Annotated in this window: 15 protein-coding genes and 1 pseudogene; 11 read left to right on the top strand and 5 right to left on the bottom strand. The window is 43.1% G+C overall.

The features are described from left to right. Positions 1-11: 11 nt before the first annotated feature. The 3 genes from ACRBG0_RS13285 to nusB all read left to right on the top strand — a co-directional run bounded on the left by ACRBG0_RS13285 (position 12) and on the right by nusB (position 3,221). The gene (locus ACRBG0_RS13285) at positions 12-566 is read left to right on the top strand and encodes a DUF1599 domain-containing protein (protein WP_431487358.1); all 555 of its coding nucleotides are present in this window, start codon (positions 12-14) and stop codon (positions 564-566) included. Positions 567-577: 11 nt separating this feature from the next. After that, the gene (locus ACRBG0_RS13280) at positions 578-2,188 is read left to right on the top strand and encodes a DoxX family protein (protein WP_431487357.1); all 1,611 of its coding nucleotides are present in this window, start codon (positions 578-580) and stop codon (positions 2,186-2,188) included. Between the two features lie 88 nt (positions 2,189-2,276). Continuing rightward, a complete protein-coding gene (gene nusB, locus ACRBG0_RS13275) occupies positions 2,277-3,221 on the top strand; it encodes a transcription antitermination factor NusB (RefSeq protein ID WP_431487356.1) in 945 nt (314 codons plus the stop codon). 214 nt (positions 3,222-3,435) lie between these two features. Here nusB and ACRBG0_RS13270 read toward each other — a convergent pair whose 3' ends face one another. Both ACRBG0_RS13270 and ACRBG0_RS13265 read right to left on the bottom strand, forming a co-directional pair. Beyond that, positions 3,436-3,690, bottom strand: coding sequence for a DNA-binding protein (locus tag ACRBG0_RS13270; protein WP_431487355.1), 255 nt, complete (start codon positions 3,688-3,690; stop codon positions 3,436-3,438). 129 nt (positions 3,691-3,819) lie between these two features. After that, positions 3,820-5,223: an alpha/beta hydrolase-fold protein gene (locus ACRBG0_RS13265; protein ID WP_431487354.1), complete on the bottom strand. Its 1,404-nt coding sequence runs from the start codon at positions 5,221-5,223 to the stop codon at positions 3,820-3,822. 201 nt (positions 5,224-5,424) lie between these two features. Here ACRBG0_RS13265 and ACRBG0_RS13260 point away from each other — a divergent pair, with 201 nt between their 5' ends. The 6 genes and pseudogenes from ACRBG0_RS13260 (at position 5,425) to ACRBG0_RS13235 (ending at position 10,026) form a co-directional block, all read left to right on the top strand. Continuing rightward, complete coding sequence (locus ACRBG0_RS13260; RefSeq protein WP_431487353.1) at positions 5,425-6,474, top strand: hypothetical protein; 1,050 nt, start codon at positions 5,425-5,427, stop codon at positions 6,472-6,474. A 170-nt stretch (positions 6,475-6,644) separates the two neighbouring features. Further along, the gene (locus ACRBG0_RS13255) at positions 6,645-7,211 is read left to right on the top strand and encodes an RNA polymerase sigma factor (RefSeq protein WP_431487352.1); all 567 of its coding nucleotides are present in this window, start codon (positions 6,645-6,647) and stop codon (positions 7,209-7,211) included. After that, a complete protein-coding gene (locus ACRBG0_RS13250) occupies positions 7,192-8,562 on the top strand; it encodes a hypothetical protein (protein WP_431487351.1) in 1,371 nt (456 codons plus the stop codon). The genes ACRBG0_RS13255 and ACRBG0_RS13250 overlap by 20 nt, the downstream gene beginning before the upstream one ends. Before the next feature lie 32 nt (positions 8,563-8,594). Continuing rightward, a pseudogene (locus tag ACRBG0_RS13245) lies at positions 8,595-8,866 on the top strand (aminotransferase class V-fold PLP-dependent enzyme); the annotation flags it as partial. Between the two features lie 2 nt (positions 8,867-8,868). After that, positions 8,869-9,761, top strand: an 893-nt coding sequence (locus ACRBG0_RS13240) for an aminotransferase class V-fold PLP-dependent enzyme (protein ID WP_431487350.1), incomplete at its 5' end; no start/stop codon positions are given. Positions 9,762-9,768: 7 nt separating this feature from the next. Continuing rightward, positions 9,769-10,026 (top strand): hypothetical protein, encoded by a 258-nt coding sequence (locus ACRBG0_RS13235; RefSeq protein WP_431487349.1) that lies wholly within the window; start codon positions 9,769-9,771, stop codon positions 10,024-10,026. Between the two features lie 28 nt (positions 10,027-10,054). Here the strand turns inward: ACRBG0_RS13235 and ACRBG0_RS13230 are convergent, their stop codons facing one another. Beyond that, positions 10,055-10,402: a 4Fe-4S dicluster domain-containing protein gene (locus ACRBG0_RS13230; RefSeq protein ID WP_020539398.1), complete on the bottom strand. Its 348-nt coding sequence runs from the start codon at positions 10,400-10,402 to the stop codon at positions 10,055-10,057. A 140-nt stretch (positions 10,403-10,542) separates the two neighbouring features. Between ACRBG0_RS13230 and ACRBG0_RS13225 the strand changes: the two genes are divergently transcribed. Together ACRBG0_RS13225 and ACRBG0_RS13220 are read left to right on the top strand one after the other, a co-directional pair. Next, positions 10,543-11,718 carry a hypothetical protein gene (locus ACRBG0_RS13225; RefSeq protein WP_431487348.1) on the top strand — a complete coding sequence of 392 codons (1,176 nt, stop codon included), beginning with the start codon at positions 10,543-10,545 and terminating at the stop codon, positions 11,716-11,718. 519 nt (positions 11,719-12,237) lie between these two features. Beyond that, the gene (locus ACRBG0_RS13220) at positions 12,238-12,456 is read left to right on the top strand and encodes a hypothetical protein (protein WP_020539396.1); all 219 of its coding nucleotides are present in this window, start codon (positions 12,238-12,240) and stop codon (positions 12,454-12,456) included. Here the strand turns inward: ACRBG0_RS13220 and moeB are convergent. Then, a complete protein-coding gene (gene moeB, locus ACRBG0_RS13215) occupies positions 12,453-13,550 on the bottom strand; it encodes a molybdopterin-synthase adenylyltransferase MoeB (RefSeq protein WP_431487347.1) in 1,098 nt (365 codons plus the stop codon). The genes ACRBG0_RS13220 and moeB overlap by 4 nt on opposite strands. A gap of 109 nt (positions 13,551-13,659) precedes the next feature. Beyond that, positions 13,660-14,436: hypothetical protein (locus ACRBG0_RS13210; protein ID WP_431487346.1), on the bottom strand; the 777-nt coding region annotated here is incomplete at its 5' end.

The raw sequence follows: 14,436 nt of genomic DNA, 5'->3' as shown, positions 1-14,436 counted from the left end.
AAAGCCGCTAAGTGGAAAGTACACTTCAGCAATTCGATCAAATAATGGCCAGCTGCCGGGAAGTTTTCTTGAATAAGCATCAGGACTATGGTTCTTCCTGGCGGATATTTCGGCCCAGTTCCTTGACGGATCAGCTCTTTATCAAGGCCAAGCGCCTACGTAGTATTGAAGAAAAAGGCCTGCAACTTGTAGATGATCCTCTAGACGGAGAGTACAAAGGCCTTATCAATTACAGTATCCTGGCCATCATCCAGTCTCGGTTACCAGCCGATAGTGGGCTTGACCTTAGTGCTGAAGAAGTAGCTGCACTATACGATACCGAAATTAGGGGTACCCGTGCACTTCTCGAAAAAAAAAATCACGATTATGGTGAGGTATGGCGGGAGCTTCGGCTAACCTCTATTACCGATTTGATTCTAGCTAAATTGCTTAGAATCAGACAAATTGAAGAAAATCAGGGCCGTACCCTCGTTTCTGAAGGGCAAGAAGGTAATTTCCGTGATATTATCAATTATGCCGTTTTCGCCTTAATATTGTTAGAGGATGGATCGATTGATCCACAATAATCCAGCTTATTATGAATCTACCTACACTCATTATTGGACTTGCCATTTTTGCTCTCGCTCTGACGGGCATGCAAAAAGCTATGGATCGCAAATTGATCAAGAATTTTTTGATAAGCCTTCTTCAAAATTTTGTTGGAGGTCTTTTTATATTCTCCGGTTTGGTGAAAGCAGTTGACCCATTGGGTACCGCTTACAAAATGGAGCAGTATTTCGCAGAGTTTGAAACAACTTTTGCAGGTACGAAAGCAGCCTTTCTAGCACCTATGTTTCCGGCACTAGCTGAGTATGCTGTGGCTTTTGCGGTATTTATGATTGTCTTTGAAATTTTCCTGGGCTTCAACCTACTTATTGGCGTGATGCGCAAGTTTACGGCCTGGTCTTTTTTCCTCTTGGTTCTGGTATTTACTTTCCTGACAGGCTTTACTTACTTAACAGGGTACGTGCCTGAAGGCGTAAATTTCTTCCAGTTTGGGCAGTGGGGCAGCTACGAACCAACAAGTATGAAGGTGACAGATTGTGGTTGTTTTGGCGATTTCCTCAAGCTAGAACCCCGTGTATCCTTCTTCAAGGATATCTTTTTACTGATACCGGGGCTGATCTTCCTTTTTGCAACAAAATCTTTTCACGAACTAACCAAAGGGTCTCAGCGTGCATTGGCCGTTGGCCTTGCGGTAGGAATCTCTATTTTGGCCATTTATATTAATGGATACACCATTGGCTGGCGCTTACCTGTGTTTTTTGTGGCAATTGTAGGTATTGAGTACCTCAGTAAAAATATGGTCATTATTGGTAGTGTCCTGGCACTTATGCTTTATTCTTTTACTAATTACGTAACGGATATTCCTCAAGTGGACTTCCGGCCGTTTCGGGAAGGAGCTAATATTGCAGAACGCAAAGCACTGGAAGAAGAGTCAGAGGCCAATGTTAAAGTACTGGCCTACAAAATGACTAATAAGGCCAACGGCGAAGTGGTAGAGTTGCCCTTTGACGTTTACTTACAAGAATACGCCAAGTATCCGGCAGAAGAATGGGAGCTTGACCAGGTGAAGTCAGAACCAGAAGTTGTTCGGACAAAAATTAGTGATTTTGAAGTCAGCGACCTGGGGGGGAATGATATCACTTCCGGTATTTTACAGGAAAGTGAACCTCACATAATGATTGTCGCCTACCGTTTGTATGGCACCGAACATCAAGAAACAACGATAGTTCCTGATTCTGTTTTTGTGACTGACACCGTAATTACTTTACAGGACACCGTTTTAGAACGCCGGTTGACGAAAGTGAATCAGAAAGAAGTAGTGACCACCATCTACGATTGGGATCCTTCTTATGTAGCTCGTTGGCGCAGTAAATTTTTGCCGGTTATGGAAGCTGCTGCTGCGGCTGGATTAAAAGTTTACGCCATTACGGCTTATTCAGACCCTGAACGGATTGCCAGTTTCCAAAAAGCTTTGGGTACTGAGATTCCATTTTTTATGGGCGATGATATTTTATTGAAGACCATTGTTCGTTCCAACCCAGGGCCAGTACTTATGAAGGAAGGGACTGTTTTGAAGAAATGGCACTTTAAAAATATCCCTAATTTTGATAATATTCAGGCAGATTTTCTCAGCGAGTCCTAATTCTTTGTGATTATAAGCGGATAATGCTTTCCTTTGCAGGAATTTTATAGCGGGATTGTTTCCCGTTCATCAAATGTTACTTGAAATCATGTTAAGCCGTAGAAACGTCCGGATCAAGGTTATGCAGGTGCTGTACGCGAAAAACCGCGAGCAGGAACCAACAACCGGTGTCAAAGGTGCAGTTAAGTATTATCGCCGGATGGTAGATGATTCCTTCAAGCTGTATTTACTTAATTTACTGGCTTTTATGCGAGTAGCGGAATATGCCCGACAGGATAAAATTCGCAAGGACGGTAAGCTGCGTCCTACGGAAGCTGATCAGGAATTTTCGGCCAAGCTGGCTAATAATGAGGCGCTTCAATCGCTTGCCAAAAATTTTACACTCACCAATGCTCATGGCCGTTTTAGCCTGGGCCAGCATTTGGATGCTGACCTGATCCGTAAACTCTACGTAGGGTTTTCAAAAACAGATGAGTACAAGGCGTACATTGATCAAGCTGAAAGCAACGAGGAAGATCACCGCAATATATTGCTGGAACTTTATCGCTTTCTGATCAACAACGAGACTTTTATCTCCATGATGGAAGATCAATTTCCATTGTGGATGGACGACAAGAGCTTGGTTGTTGGTGCGATGAAAAAAACGATTAAAAATCTACCGGCAGAGGAAGATTTTCTGGAGGCTTATGAGCCACAAGACGAAACCATAAGTGAGTTTGGGCAGGAGCTACTTGAAAAAGTAGTAGATGCTGATAAAGAATTACTCGGTATAATTGAGCCTAATCTCAAAAATTGGGATGCGGAAAGAGTCGCAATTCTCGATATGATTATTCTTAAAATGGCGATCGCAGAATTTTTATACTTCTCTTCTATTCCTGCCAAAGTTACCCTCAATGAATTTGTAGAGGTTGCTAAGCTGTATAGTACAGATAAGAGCAAGGATTTTATTAATGGTGTACTAGATCGCTTGCTAAAGCAACTGACGGAACAAGGTTTGGTACAAAAGAAAGGAAGGGGCTTAAAAGAAGAATAAAACTAAAGCTATTTATAAATATTGAATACAAGGGTTCCCCTCCGTCTACACAAAGTATTGCGCAGAAAAAAACGCGATTTTATCCAAGTTTTTCAAATAGTTAAAACGCTTAAAATGAAGCGCCTATTCAACTATTGTGAAAAACCAAATCGCGTTTTTTTCGTGCTGTTCTAAAGTAAACGGAGAGGAATTTTTACTTTGTTTAGGTGATAAATTACATGCCTAGCTTGTTTTCCTGGATAATTCGCTGGGCAATTTCCAGTATGGCCGTGTCTTCTAAAGAAACGACGCCACCTTCTGGTCCGGGCTGAACATGTTTACCGGTAAGGGAACCTTCCTCAAATTTATTTGCACCAAAATAATTCCTTACTGTTTGCTCGTTGATACCCAATTCATTAGCAATGCGACCTACACTGCCACTTGGCATCTGGTGCTTGATGTTGCGAAGTTCTGAGAATGTAATATTCATCGGCGATAAGCTTTTAAGTGATCGGAAAAATCTTTATTACGTTGTAATTGTTTTAAAAATAACGATTTATCAGTATAAAAGAAAATCAATTTGCGTTAAAAGAAGTATTTTATTTGCCAAAGGCGCGTGTTATCGGTTTTTTTGAAAGTTGACAATGCTCCACCCTTCGTTATCATTCCAAATAACAATGAAGTAGCTCCCTGAGGGAAGAGTGCTTACATCTATTTGTGCATTGCTAAACGAAGATTCTTTGATTTTTTGCCCACCGGTGTTATAAATAGCCATTTGCCAAGAAGAAGTGGTTGCTGGAAGACCATCAATAAATAGATAATCTGTTCCTGGATTAGGCCAATAGCTAATATCATTTAGTTCCAAAGAGCCTTGAAGAATGCTCACGATTTGAAACAACCACTGATAGGTTCCTGGAAATTCTCGCCGCCAGTACCATTCACTATGTTCGCCATCAGCATGGGTTGTGATGAGTAGTTCATCGGAACTGAAGCCTGCACTAAGCAGAGTATTGTACATAGCTTGTAATTCAGCGACCATCGTACTAGACTCTTGTTCTCCTGCGACCAACGCTATTTTTAGTTGGGCTTGCTTGCCTGTACTGCTTACGAAATCATAAATATCATCAGTAAACCAAAGGCTTGGGGAGAGTATGCCTGCTTTGCCAAAAATATCCTGATGACGGATACAGGCGTATAACGAAATCAAACCGCCAAGGCTGGAACCCATAATGCCCGTGTTTGGCTGGTCGCTTTTGGTGCGGTAGTTGTTGTCTACATAAGGCTTCAGCGTTTCAACGATAAAATCTACATAAGCAGCTCCATCGCCGCCGCCGTAAGATGGGTTAGCCCATGGGGTTAATTCGTTAATTCGTTCTCCTCCACCGTTTTCTATACCGATGACAATAATACCGGGGTCGCCTTGATTGAAGAGATCGTTGAGGCTTTCGTCAACTTCCCATTCTCCGCCAAAGCTGGTCGCTTGGTCAAAAAGATTCTGGGCGTCATGCATATACAAGACGGGATATTCACGACTAGAGGTATAATAGTCAGGAGGCAGATACACCCAAATCCGGCGGTTGCGGTTGAGTTGTGGCATGTAAAAACTATTAGAAAGGATTTCTACATTAGGAGCAGCGGTACTGCCACCGCTGCTGAGCCCCTCCCAGCCGTCAATGATGAGCGACGCGGTTTGCTGCCCGCCACTATAGGTAATTTGTCGGTTAGGGCGAAAAGTTCCATTTGTGGTACCTTCAACAGTAGGCCAACTGCCACGGGTAAACTTAAACTCGTAGGTGCCAGCTGCTATGTCGAGTTCAATTTGGTAAATGCCGGGGGAAGTTTCTGCGAGAATATAGTCGGTATTGTCAGGGGACCAATCATTGAAACTTCCTGCGATATAAATATCACTTCCCGGAGGTGTTGTCGAAGGAAGATTGCTGACTTCGATAAGCAATTGCCCCCAAAGGCTGATCGGAAGAAGGAAAAGAAGGTTAAGGAATAGGCGGAAATGACGCATCATCATAGGAAATGTTATATTGTGTCTAGTGTTTATTTTGGCTGCAAAGGTAATTTGATTCTCTGGTTGAAGACAGGAAAAGGATTAAGATTTTGCTTGGAGCTAAACGATTTTTGATTTATCACTACAAATACCCAACCTTTGTTTGACCGTCGACTGTCTTGACTGTACAATGAAGGTAGACTTGCTAATAAAACTGCTTTTAGAATGATTAAAAAGATGACTTCTCTATTTGTGTTCTCTTGCTTTTTGCTGACTTTGGCGGCGCAGTCTGCCGATGTATTGCATCTACGTAGTGGTGCGATTGTCCAGGGAACTATCCTCAATTATACGGAGGACAATAAAATTGTTTTCAAGAGAGCCGAAGACGATATTGTACAAACCTACCTGCTGGAAGCAGTTGAACAGATTCAGCAACTACCTACTCCTGTAGCGGAGACTTGGCGTACAGCATTTCCCATAGCTCAGGAAAAAAGAGTGGTTAGCAATATTACCTTGAACGATGGGACAGTCCACAAGGGGGTTATCAAGTCTTATTCCCCAGAGGGAGAAATGAGGATTCAGTTAAAGACGACTAGATACACTATTTTTATTATGGATACAGAGGTGAAAGAAATCACCTATGAAATACCAAGTGCTAAGCGAGGTAGTGAATATTTAGTGAAGGAGCCGAATGCCGATAAGCCCTCATTTGAGCGGCGTAAGCCTGTTTATGAATTTCAGGAAGAAGGATGGTTTAATACTACGAGTTTTGCTTTTTCTTTTGGAAAAAGAGAAAGGGAAGATGTGCCATTTTTTGATCCGGGTTTCGATGATGTCGCGGTTACGCAATCCGCAATAGGCTTTAATATTCAGCATATTATGGGCTATCAGTTTAATCGATTGGTAGGAGCAGGCTTGGGGGCGAGTTTTGATGCCTATGACTTGGAGGATGGTGAATCTATCCTCAGTATTTTTGGGCATTATCGTGGCTATTTAAGCAGAAGCATTGTGGCACCTTACCTTGGTTTAAATGCAGGCTATGGTTTTGCGCTTACCAATAAAAACCAAGGCGTAACAACTGCCGAAGGAGGCTGGATGATTCACCCGGAAGTAGGCCTGCGTTTAGGAGCCACTGAAAAATCAAATTTCACAATTAGCCTTGGGTACCGCTTACAAGACGCTTACTATGTTCAGGAGCGCCCGTTTAACGGGAATATCGAATATCGTAATGTCACCTATCAGCGATTTTTATTTTCGCTGGGCTTATTATTTTAAATCATTTTCTCTGAATGATCAGAGAAGTAATTACTTAGGAACAGCACGAAAATAAAAACCGTTTTTGTTTTCATAATAGTTGAATAAACGATTCATTTTAAGTATTTCAACTGTTTGGGAAACTTAAGCTAAATCGCGGTTTATTTTCTGCGCAATACTTAGTCAGGTAATTGGCAACACAGAAAGACAATAATAACGAACGGGAACTGGTAGAGGGCTGCGTGAATAACGACCGCCGCTCTCAGGAACTGCTTTACCGTAAGTTTTTTCCGACGATGTATCGGATGTGTCAGCGTTATGCCAATTCAGAAGAAGAGGCGGTAGAAATTTTGAACTCAGGATTTTTACGGGTGTTTACCAAACTACATACCTTTCAATTTGCGGGCTCTTTGGAGGGCTGGATTCGTCGCTTGGTTTTTCATAGCATGGCGGACTATTATCGGAAAAGCGATAAGAAAGTACGCTTTCTGCCTGTTGAAGATTGGGATGCGCCAACTTCGACCTCAGCTTTACACCAGCTGTATTTTGAGGATATGGTAAGCCTGATTGATAAACTACCCAAAGCTACCCGAGAGGTTTTTTGGCTTTATGCGGTAGACGGCTATACGCACATGGAAATAGGAAAGCGATTGGGGATAAGTGATGGCACTTCTAAGTGGCATTTATCCAATGCCCGGAAAAAGTTGAAAGTATTAATGAACAAAGAATCAAATCATAGTGGCCAGTATACAGGATAATAAAGATAGGGAGCTGGATCCGGCATTGATTGATAATGCCTGGATGCAGATGGAGCAGGAGCTAGACCAAGCTATGCCGCGAAAGAAGCGTGGTGCATTTTGGTGGCTGGCTGGCTTGGCTGGTATTGTTGTCCTATTTTTGAACATCTATTTGTTTGGTAAAGGTAGTGGCCAGAATTCCTCTGGACGTGCGTTTGTAGCAGAAAAAGAAGCTGTTATTGCGGATAATACAAACACTGGTGAACAAAATGTTTATCAGCAGAACGATGAGCTTTTGTCTGAAACTCCAACGACTGCTGTGCCAGTAGAAGGGCGTTTGGTAGAGCAGGAAGTTGCTTCATCCTTCGCGGTAGAGCAAGCCTCCATTTCATCGTTTCAGCAAGCACCTGTTGATGAGGAAAATGACCGCACTGAAAATACGATTGATTATGAAACCGATCCAGTACCATCCTCCATTATTGTCAATAACGAAGAGCGTACAACGCTTAATGATGTCCCCGCTGAATTACTTGTGAATGAAAGTATACCTTCAATAGTATCGGAAACTTCTGAGTTCATAACGGCGAATCGCTCTCGAGAGGTAACTGCCATCTCTTATCTATTGCCGACCATTAGCGACGGTCCTCTTTCTATTTCCAATTCGCAGCTCCCTGTTAAAGTTGCTGAAGTCAAGCCTGTTAGTCGTTGGCATTATTACATGGAAGGGCAAGGCGGTGTGTCGTTGTCAACCACGGATTATAGTAGTATTGCTATTGGTGTGGGGATACTACGTGATCTCGGGAATAAGTGGAATGTTGAGCTAGGGGCACAATACCAGGTCAACCAGCGCTCCTTTTTTGTAGGGAGAAATCAAGAGAATGCCTTTGCTGATGAACTTCAGCCTAACTTGGGTAGTGGTTACTCCGTAGAGCGAACCTTGGCTTTTCAAAACTTGGAAACTTCGCGCCTCAATATTTACCTTGGTGGTAGTTGTCAGCTATCTCCTCGGTTTAGCTTAGGGATGTCAGTACAGGGGAGCTATTTTACGAAAGCTTTTGCTGTTTTCGAAAGTTCGTCAACTGCTGTGGCCGAGCCCGTAGAAAGTGACCCCAATGGCTTACGGGTAGACCTTTATGAAGGTGTTTTGTCGGTCTATGATTTCGATTCGATCACCAATGCTGTAAATGGCCCCTTTGCTATTGATGCGAACAGATTGCAGTGGAGCCTTAACGGTAGTGCTCGCTATCAATTTGCGAAACATTGGGAAGCTGCTTTTCAATATCAGCACCATCTAACCGCTTGGCCAAGTAAGCAAGAGCCTTTTGGTGGACTTTCTGCCCTTCAGTTGGGGCTAAGGTATTATTTACGGTAAGAATTTGATCTCGGCGGCTTATCTTTGACGAAATGCCCGTCCAAATGTTAAAATGCCAGAGGTCTTTATTTCAGTTAGATGAGTCTGTAACCTACCTGAATTGTGCTTACATGTCCCCTCAACTCAAGAGTGTTGAAGCTGCTGGACGACATGCCGTAAGTCTGAAAAATACACCTAATCGCGTTGCACCAGCAGATTTCTTTAATCTGGTTAGGAATGTAAAAACTGCTTTTGCTAAAACCATCAATGCCGAGGAAGTCGACCGTATTGCGGTGATTCCTTCTGTATCGTATGGGATTGCAACNNCGGTAGCTAAGAACCTGCCGATAGAAAAGGGCCAGGAAGTAATTATCGCAGCCGACCAGTTTCCCAGCAATTATTATTCCTGGAGCCAACTCACAACAGAGAAAGGCGGTAAATTAACCTCAGTTAAGGTAGATGATGGCCCCAATAAGGGCCAACGTTGGAATGAGGCACTCCTCGCTGCAATTGGGCCCAATACGGCTGCAGTAGCTCTTTCTCACATACATTGGGCAGAAGGCGTCTTGTTTGATTTGGAAGCGATCAGAAGAAAAACCAAAGAAGTTGGTGCCTGGTTAATTATCGATGGCACTCAGTCTGTGGGGGCTTTGCCTTTTGATGTACAGAAAATTCAACCTGATGCGCTGATTTGCGCGGCCTACAAGTGGTTGATGGGCCCTTACTCAACGGGCGTAGCCTATTTTGGCCCAGCGATGGACGGGGGGCAACCCATTGAAGAGAACTGGATCAATCGTAAAGGAAGTGATGATTTTCGTAATTTGGTAAATTACCAACCTGAATACCTTCCGCTTGCAGGTCGTTATTGCGTGGGCGAGCAGAGTAACTTTATACTTATGCCAATGTTGGAGGTAGCTCTTCAGCAAATCAATGCTTGGGAGCCTGTCCGTATCCAGGAGTATTGTGCTAATTTGAACAGGCCTTATCTAGAAGAATTGCTTTCTAAGGGCTATCATATTTTGCCCGAAGGGCAAAGGGCGCAGCATCTTGTAGGGCTAGGTTTGCCCAAAGGTGTCGAAATGGAAGCTGTTCAGGCTGCTCTTGCAAGACATAATATTTTGGTAAGTGTTCGCGGACAAACTATTCGAATTGCGCCCAATGTCTACAACAACTCACAAGATTGGGAGTGTTTAATGGAGGTGTTACGGAAAGTAAAATAATAATAAAATGAGCAGTGGAGCTTTAATTGTAGTTGTATTTGCCCTAGCTGTATTCTGGTTTATGTGGCGGCAAATAAAAGAAAACTTGGTTCATCTTGAAGATGATGATCTGGATGATTTCTTATCCAAGCGGATGGGAGAGAAAGAGCTTAAACGTACTAGAGAACATCTTTTAAGGTGTGCATCTTGCAAACTTCGCTTAGATGAAATGACAAAGAAAACACAGAAAGTTAAGCCCGATCGTTGGTTGAAACGACGGTTCTAAGAGTAAAAACAGCAATAGAAGGATAATACTACAGGTGTAAGGACGCTTTTCTGGCCAATAATTGCTCTTCAGTTTCCTCTCTTTCCGGATCAGGAACACAGCAATCTACTGGACATACGGCAGCACACTGAGGCTCTTCGTGAAAACCAACACACTCCGTACATTTGTCAGGAACTATGTAGTAGAATTCGTCAGATACAGGTTCTAAACGCTTACTGGCGTCAACAGAACGATCACCTTCAATGGTGTAGGGGCCGGTAATCGAAGTACCATCCTCAATAGCCCAGTCCATACCGCCTTCGTAGATGGCGTTGTTGGGGCATTCAGGTTCACAAGCACCACAATTAATACATTCGTCGGTTATCATTATCGCCATAGCGAGGTCGTATTTATTTTATCTGCACGCATTCATCGAGTAAACATCCGGAATACCTGCTTTGTTTTCGCCCGCAAATTTAATGTTTGCTCAGCATTTGCCAAAGCCCTATCTTGCCGAATATTCAGTTAAATGAGAATATGCCATTAATAGCCTTCTTAATTATCCTGTTATTCGGAGCCGGACTCTTCTGGTTTATTGCCTATCTGCTCCGAAAAAGACTTCCCAGAGTAGCGCTTGCTTTGGTAGGTGTTGGTACTTTAATTGCATTATTCCTACTAGGGCTTTGGTTAGTAGAAATAACGGGTTGGCAACGAGAAGGTTTCTACAAGCAGTTGCTTTACGGATTAGACAAGGAAGAACTGAAGGAGTATGTTTATCGCCAAGACGATCTTCAGGAGACCACCATCTTTATGATGAGCCAATCGGCTATCGCCTTGCATCAGATGGCCGATTTACTCGATGAGCCTGATCCTCGTATAGCTAAGCACATGGCTTGGATGGCTGCTTATATTAGCGATACAGACCACTTTCCGCTTTGGAAGAACAAGAAAAAGTGGGAGCAACAGCTTTTTTTTCTGACTCAAGCAGCCATAATACTGGGGCATTATCAACAGTATACCGGAGATGAAAAATATCATCTGCAGTGGGAAGAGTTGTCGATTTACCTTGTAATGGGGATTTCTCGGTCTCAATACAAGCATTTGGCCTCACGACCGGAAGATATGGCGTTGCGGCCTGCAGACAATGCAGCCGCGCTTTACGCACTTAAACTGTATGATGACGCCTATGGTACCAACTATCTTGATGTGGCAGGAGAAGATTGGAGCGAGTATATTCGAAGAGAACTACAGTTTGAAGACACAAAGCTGCCTTGTGCAGGGTTTACAGCTACTAACCGTTGCCGGCTTCCGCCCGTTGGTGGATCACTAGCTTTACTGAATGCCTATGTGGCTGCTGCAGACCTTCCTATTTCTACCGATTTTTGGAGAGAGTTTCGTTATTACTACAAAGAGAGTTTTGTAAATGTCTTTGCCTGGATCAATGTAATGGGCAGAGGAGAGGAAGCACCCGAATTTTGTGACTTCAGCACGGCTCCTCTTCCATGTGGGCGTTATGAAGCTGCTTTTGCTCAATTTGCGGCAGCTACAAGGGAAGACTGGGTGACTTATTACCAGTTGAATAATGCCCTTTTACTGGACGATATGATCCATCCTCCTAATAAATTATGGCATGAAGCACCACAAGAGCAAGTCCGGGGAATTCTCAATTTAGCTGTTCGTTTAAGTGCTATTAGCCGACCCTCGAATGATTAGGGAGTTCGCAAAAAAAACTACACACCTTCCTACAAACCTGCCGGCCTCGCAGCATACGGGTTTCCCTTTATCCATCATCAGATTTTCCTTGCGTAGCCCGCTATGCTGCGAAAAACCTGACTTGTCCGAAGCAAAAATTGCTACGTCTTTTGCGTAGATTATTTATTTCCTCATCCCTTAAGTATTTGGACAAATGTAATCACGGATGATTGCTTTTTGAGTCTTTTCCTCCTACTCTTCGTACAGTCCTCAACTTGGCAGCTATGGCTACCAGTTTCCGGGCTTCCCTTGATTAGAAGAAAAATAGCTCTAAAAATCAATACCACATTTCTTTTGTCCAAGTACTTAATGAAAAAATATGGGTAACATTTCTATTATTCGTGATTTTTAGGCAACTAATAGGCTTTTATTTGCGTTACATTTCCATACAATATACGTCAGAAGTGTATTGATTAATAATGTTTTAACCTTAGCTCCCCAAAGAACGCTCAGGCTAACACAGCCAACCCAAAAAAGGAAATGATTAAACTGGAAATCCCTCGCAAAGACGAGTCCAATATGGACTTAGTCGACAAACTTACTGAACTCGCTTTAGCTCATTCTGTTCGATTGAATCGCAATCTTAAAGAAGCCATCCTCACCGATGGAGGTGCACGCTTTGTCGGAATGACAAAAATTAAGGAGTACCTCCTGGAAACAGAGGAGGAATTGAAAAAATGGTGGTACTGCGCTTGTTAGTTTAAATTGCGGTAAGCATTTATACCTCCCTCAAGATTATATACCTGAGAAAATCCCTTTTCTTGTAATAGGGCTACAGCTTTTGCGCTGCGAGCTCCGCTTTGGCAATGTACCACAATCAATTGACCATTGGGAAGCTTATGCCAGCTGTCAGAAAGTTCTCCCAGAGGAATTAATACCCCTCCCAGGTGATCCACCTCATTCTCTGTTGGTGTTCTTACGTCAAGTAGAATAAAATCATCACCACGTTCCTGCATCACTTTTAATGCCCCTGCATCGATGCTGGGCAATTGCTCCTGGGCAGGAAGTCCACAGAATACCTCGTAATCAATTAGTTCTTCAATTCTGGTAGCAGGGTTTGCTTTATAGCGCAAGGTATGTTGGGTGAAATGGGCTGCATCAAACAATGCAACCTTTCCTGCTAGTGGTGTGCCAGTATCCGAAATGATTTTGATGACTTCATTAGCTTGCATAGCGCCGATCATGCCGGGTAGTACCCCTAGTACACCGCCTTCGGCACAGTTAGGAACCTGGTTTGCTGGCGGCGGAGTAGGGTAGAGGTCGCGATAATTAGGGCTCCTGCTTCCGTCTGGCAATAAAAGATTGAATACACTTACTTGTCCTTCAAAACGAAAGATAGAACCATAGACGTAGGGCTTTCCTGCCAATACACAGGCATCGTTGACCAGGTATCTGGTTGGAAAATTATCTGTTCCATCTGCTATTATATCATACTCAGATAGAATTTTCATCGCATTGTTTTTGTCGAAAACTTGCGGATAGGTTACGATAGTAATGTGAGGATTCAAATCAAGTAACCGTTCTTTAGCGGCTTCTACTTTTAGCTTACCTAAATCTTTCTCACCGTAGAGCACCTGCCGTTGGAGGTTGCTGCTGCTTACTCGGTCAGGGTCTATGATGCCGATGGTGCCCACACCGGCGGCGGCGAGGTACTGTAATAATGGGCTACCCAAGCCGCCCGCCCCAATAACCAGGACTTTGGCTGCTTTGAGCTTTAGCTGAGCTTCCATTCCAAAACCTGGAAGGATCAGGTGGCGCGCATAACGATGTTTTTCTTCTGTTGATAAATTCACGTTGGTTATTTAGCCTTAGTATTGCGCAGAAAATAAACTGCAATTTTTTCAAATAGTTAAAACGCTTAAAATGAATCGCTTATTCAACTANNTTATTTTCGTGCTGTTCTTATTCATCGGAGGCCAAGTCAAAAATAGCTGTACTCTGCCTAAATTCTTTGTCTAGTACCAATTTGAGGTTTTCGTAGACGATCTCCCCCATGCTTTTGCAGTGGTCAAATACCTTGGTTGAGTGGTGATAAGCCAACTCTTTTTTGAGTTTTTCGACTTTTTTTGGATTTGAAATTTCGTCTTTGATCATCACGGAGAACAATGCGCTTACTCTTCGTTTGCTTGCTTTTATGCGATTGGCAATCAGGCTGCGTTCTTCCATTTGGTACTGTTTCATGGTATCCACCGTCATGTGCTGTTGGCCCAGAAAAATGATGGGGTTGTTCTCCTTAAAGTATTTAGGTTGGTAAAAACTACTTCCTCCTTCATACGATTGTTGGTCAAAATCAATGGCCCGCATACGGTACTGGGACCCCTCAATGTCTGGCGTAATATCCACCACGTAGTTGTAGGCTCGCATATCGCCCAAGAGGCGCACAAAACAGCGTTCGTTGAATTTGACAAATTCCTTGGCTATTCGGATTTGGTTGAAGGTGGTGTCTGCTAGATTTTTACGGATAAAGTCATCACCAGGGATGCCTGCAATGTGTTCTTCAACCAGGGTATCTCCATGATGGAGGTACATAAAAGAATTGGGCGAAAGCAACTCTTCGAGTTCTGCTCCATAAATCCGGGAGGCATCTGATTTTTTGATATAAAAATGGTCATAGTTATCATTAAGTCCATTGATGATCCTGATCCGGAAAGGCTTGGTGTTGCCAAAGGTGCAATAATC

Origin of the sequence: Lewinella sp. (assembly GCF_050633125.1) — a bacterium.
GTDB lineage: Bacteria > Bacteroidota > Bacteroidia > Chitinophagales > Saprospiraceae > Lewinella.
The sequence above is the reverse complement of the archived record's forward strand: the minus strand, read 5'-3'. Positions and strand labels throughout refer to the sequence as shown.

What these genes read in the sequence shown, in the direction of transcription:
- ACRBG0_RS13235 (WP_431487349.1), top strand. Translation starts at nt 9,769, where the DNA reads ATGAGCAGTGGAGCTTTAATTGTAGTTGTATTTGCCCTAGCTGTATTC.
- nusB (WP_431487356.1), top strand. Translation starts at nt 2,277, where the DNA reads ATGTTAAGCCGTAGAAACGTCCGGATCAAGGTTATGCAGGTGCTGTAC.
- ACRBG0_RS13260 (WP_431487353.1), top strand. Translation starts at nt 5,425, where the DNA reads ATGATTAAAAAGATGACTTCTCTATTTGTGTTCTCTTGCTTTTTGCTG.
- ACRBG0_RS13225 (WP_431487348.1), top strand. Translation starts at nt 10,543, where the DNA reads ATGCCATTAATAGCCTTCTTAATTATCCTGTTATTCGGAGCCGGACTC.
- ACRBG0_RS13270 (WP_431487355.1), bottom strand. Translation starts at nt 3,690, where the DNA reads ATGAATATTACATTCTCAGAACTTCGCAACATCAAGCACCAGATGCCA.
- ACRBG0_RS13230 (WP_020539398.1), bottom strand. Translation starts at nt 10,402, where the DNA reads ATGGCGATAATGATAACCGACGAATGTATTAATTGTGGTGCTTGTGAA.
- ACRBG0_RS13265 (WP_431487354.1), bottom strand. Translation starts at nt 5,223, where the DNA reads ATGATGATGCGTCATTTCCGCCTATTCCTTAACCTTCTTTTCCTTCTT.
- ACRBG0_RS13280 (WP_431487357.1), top strand. Translation starts at nt 578, where the DNA reads ATGAATCTACCTACACTCATTATTGGACTTGCCATTTTTGCTCTCGCT.
- ACRBG0_RS13220 (WP_020539396.1), top strand. Translation starts at nt 12,238, where the DNA reads ATGATTAAACTGGAAATCCCTCGCAAAGACGAGTCCAATATGGACTTA.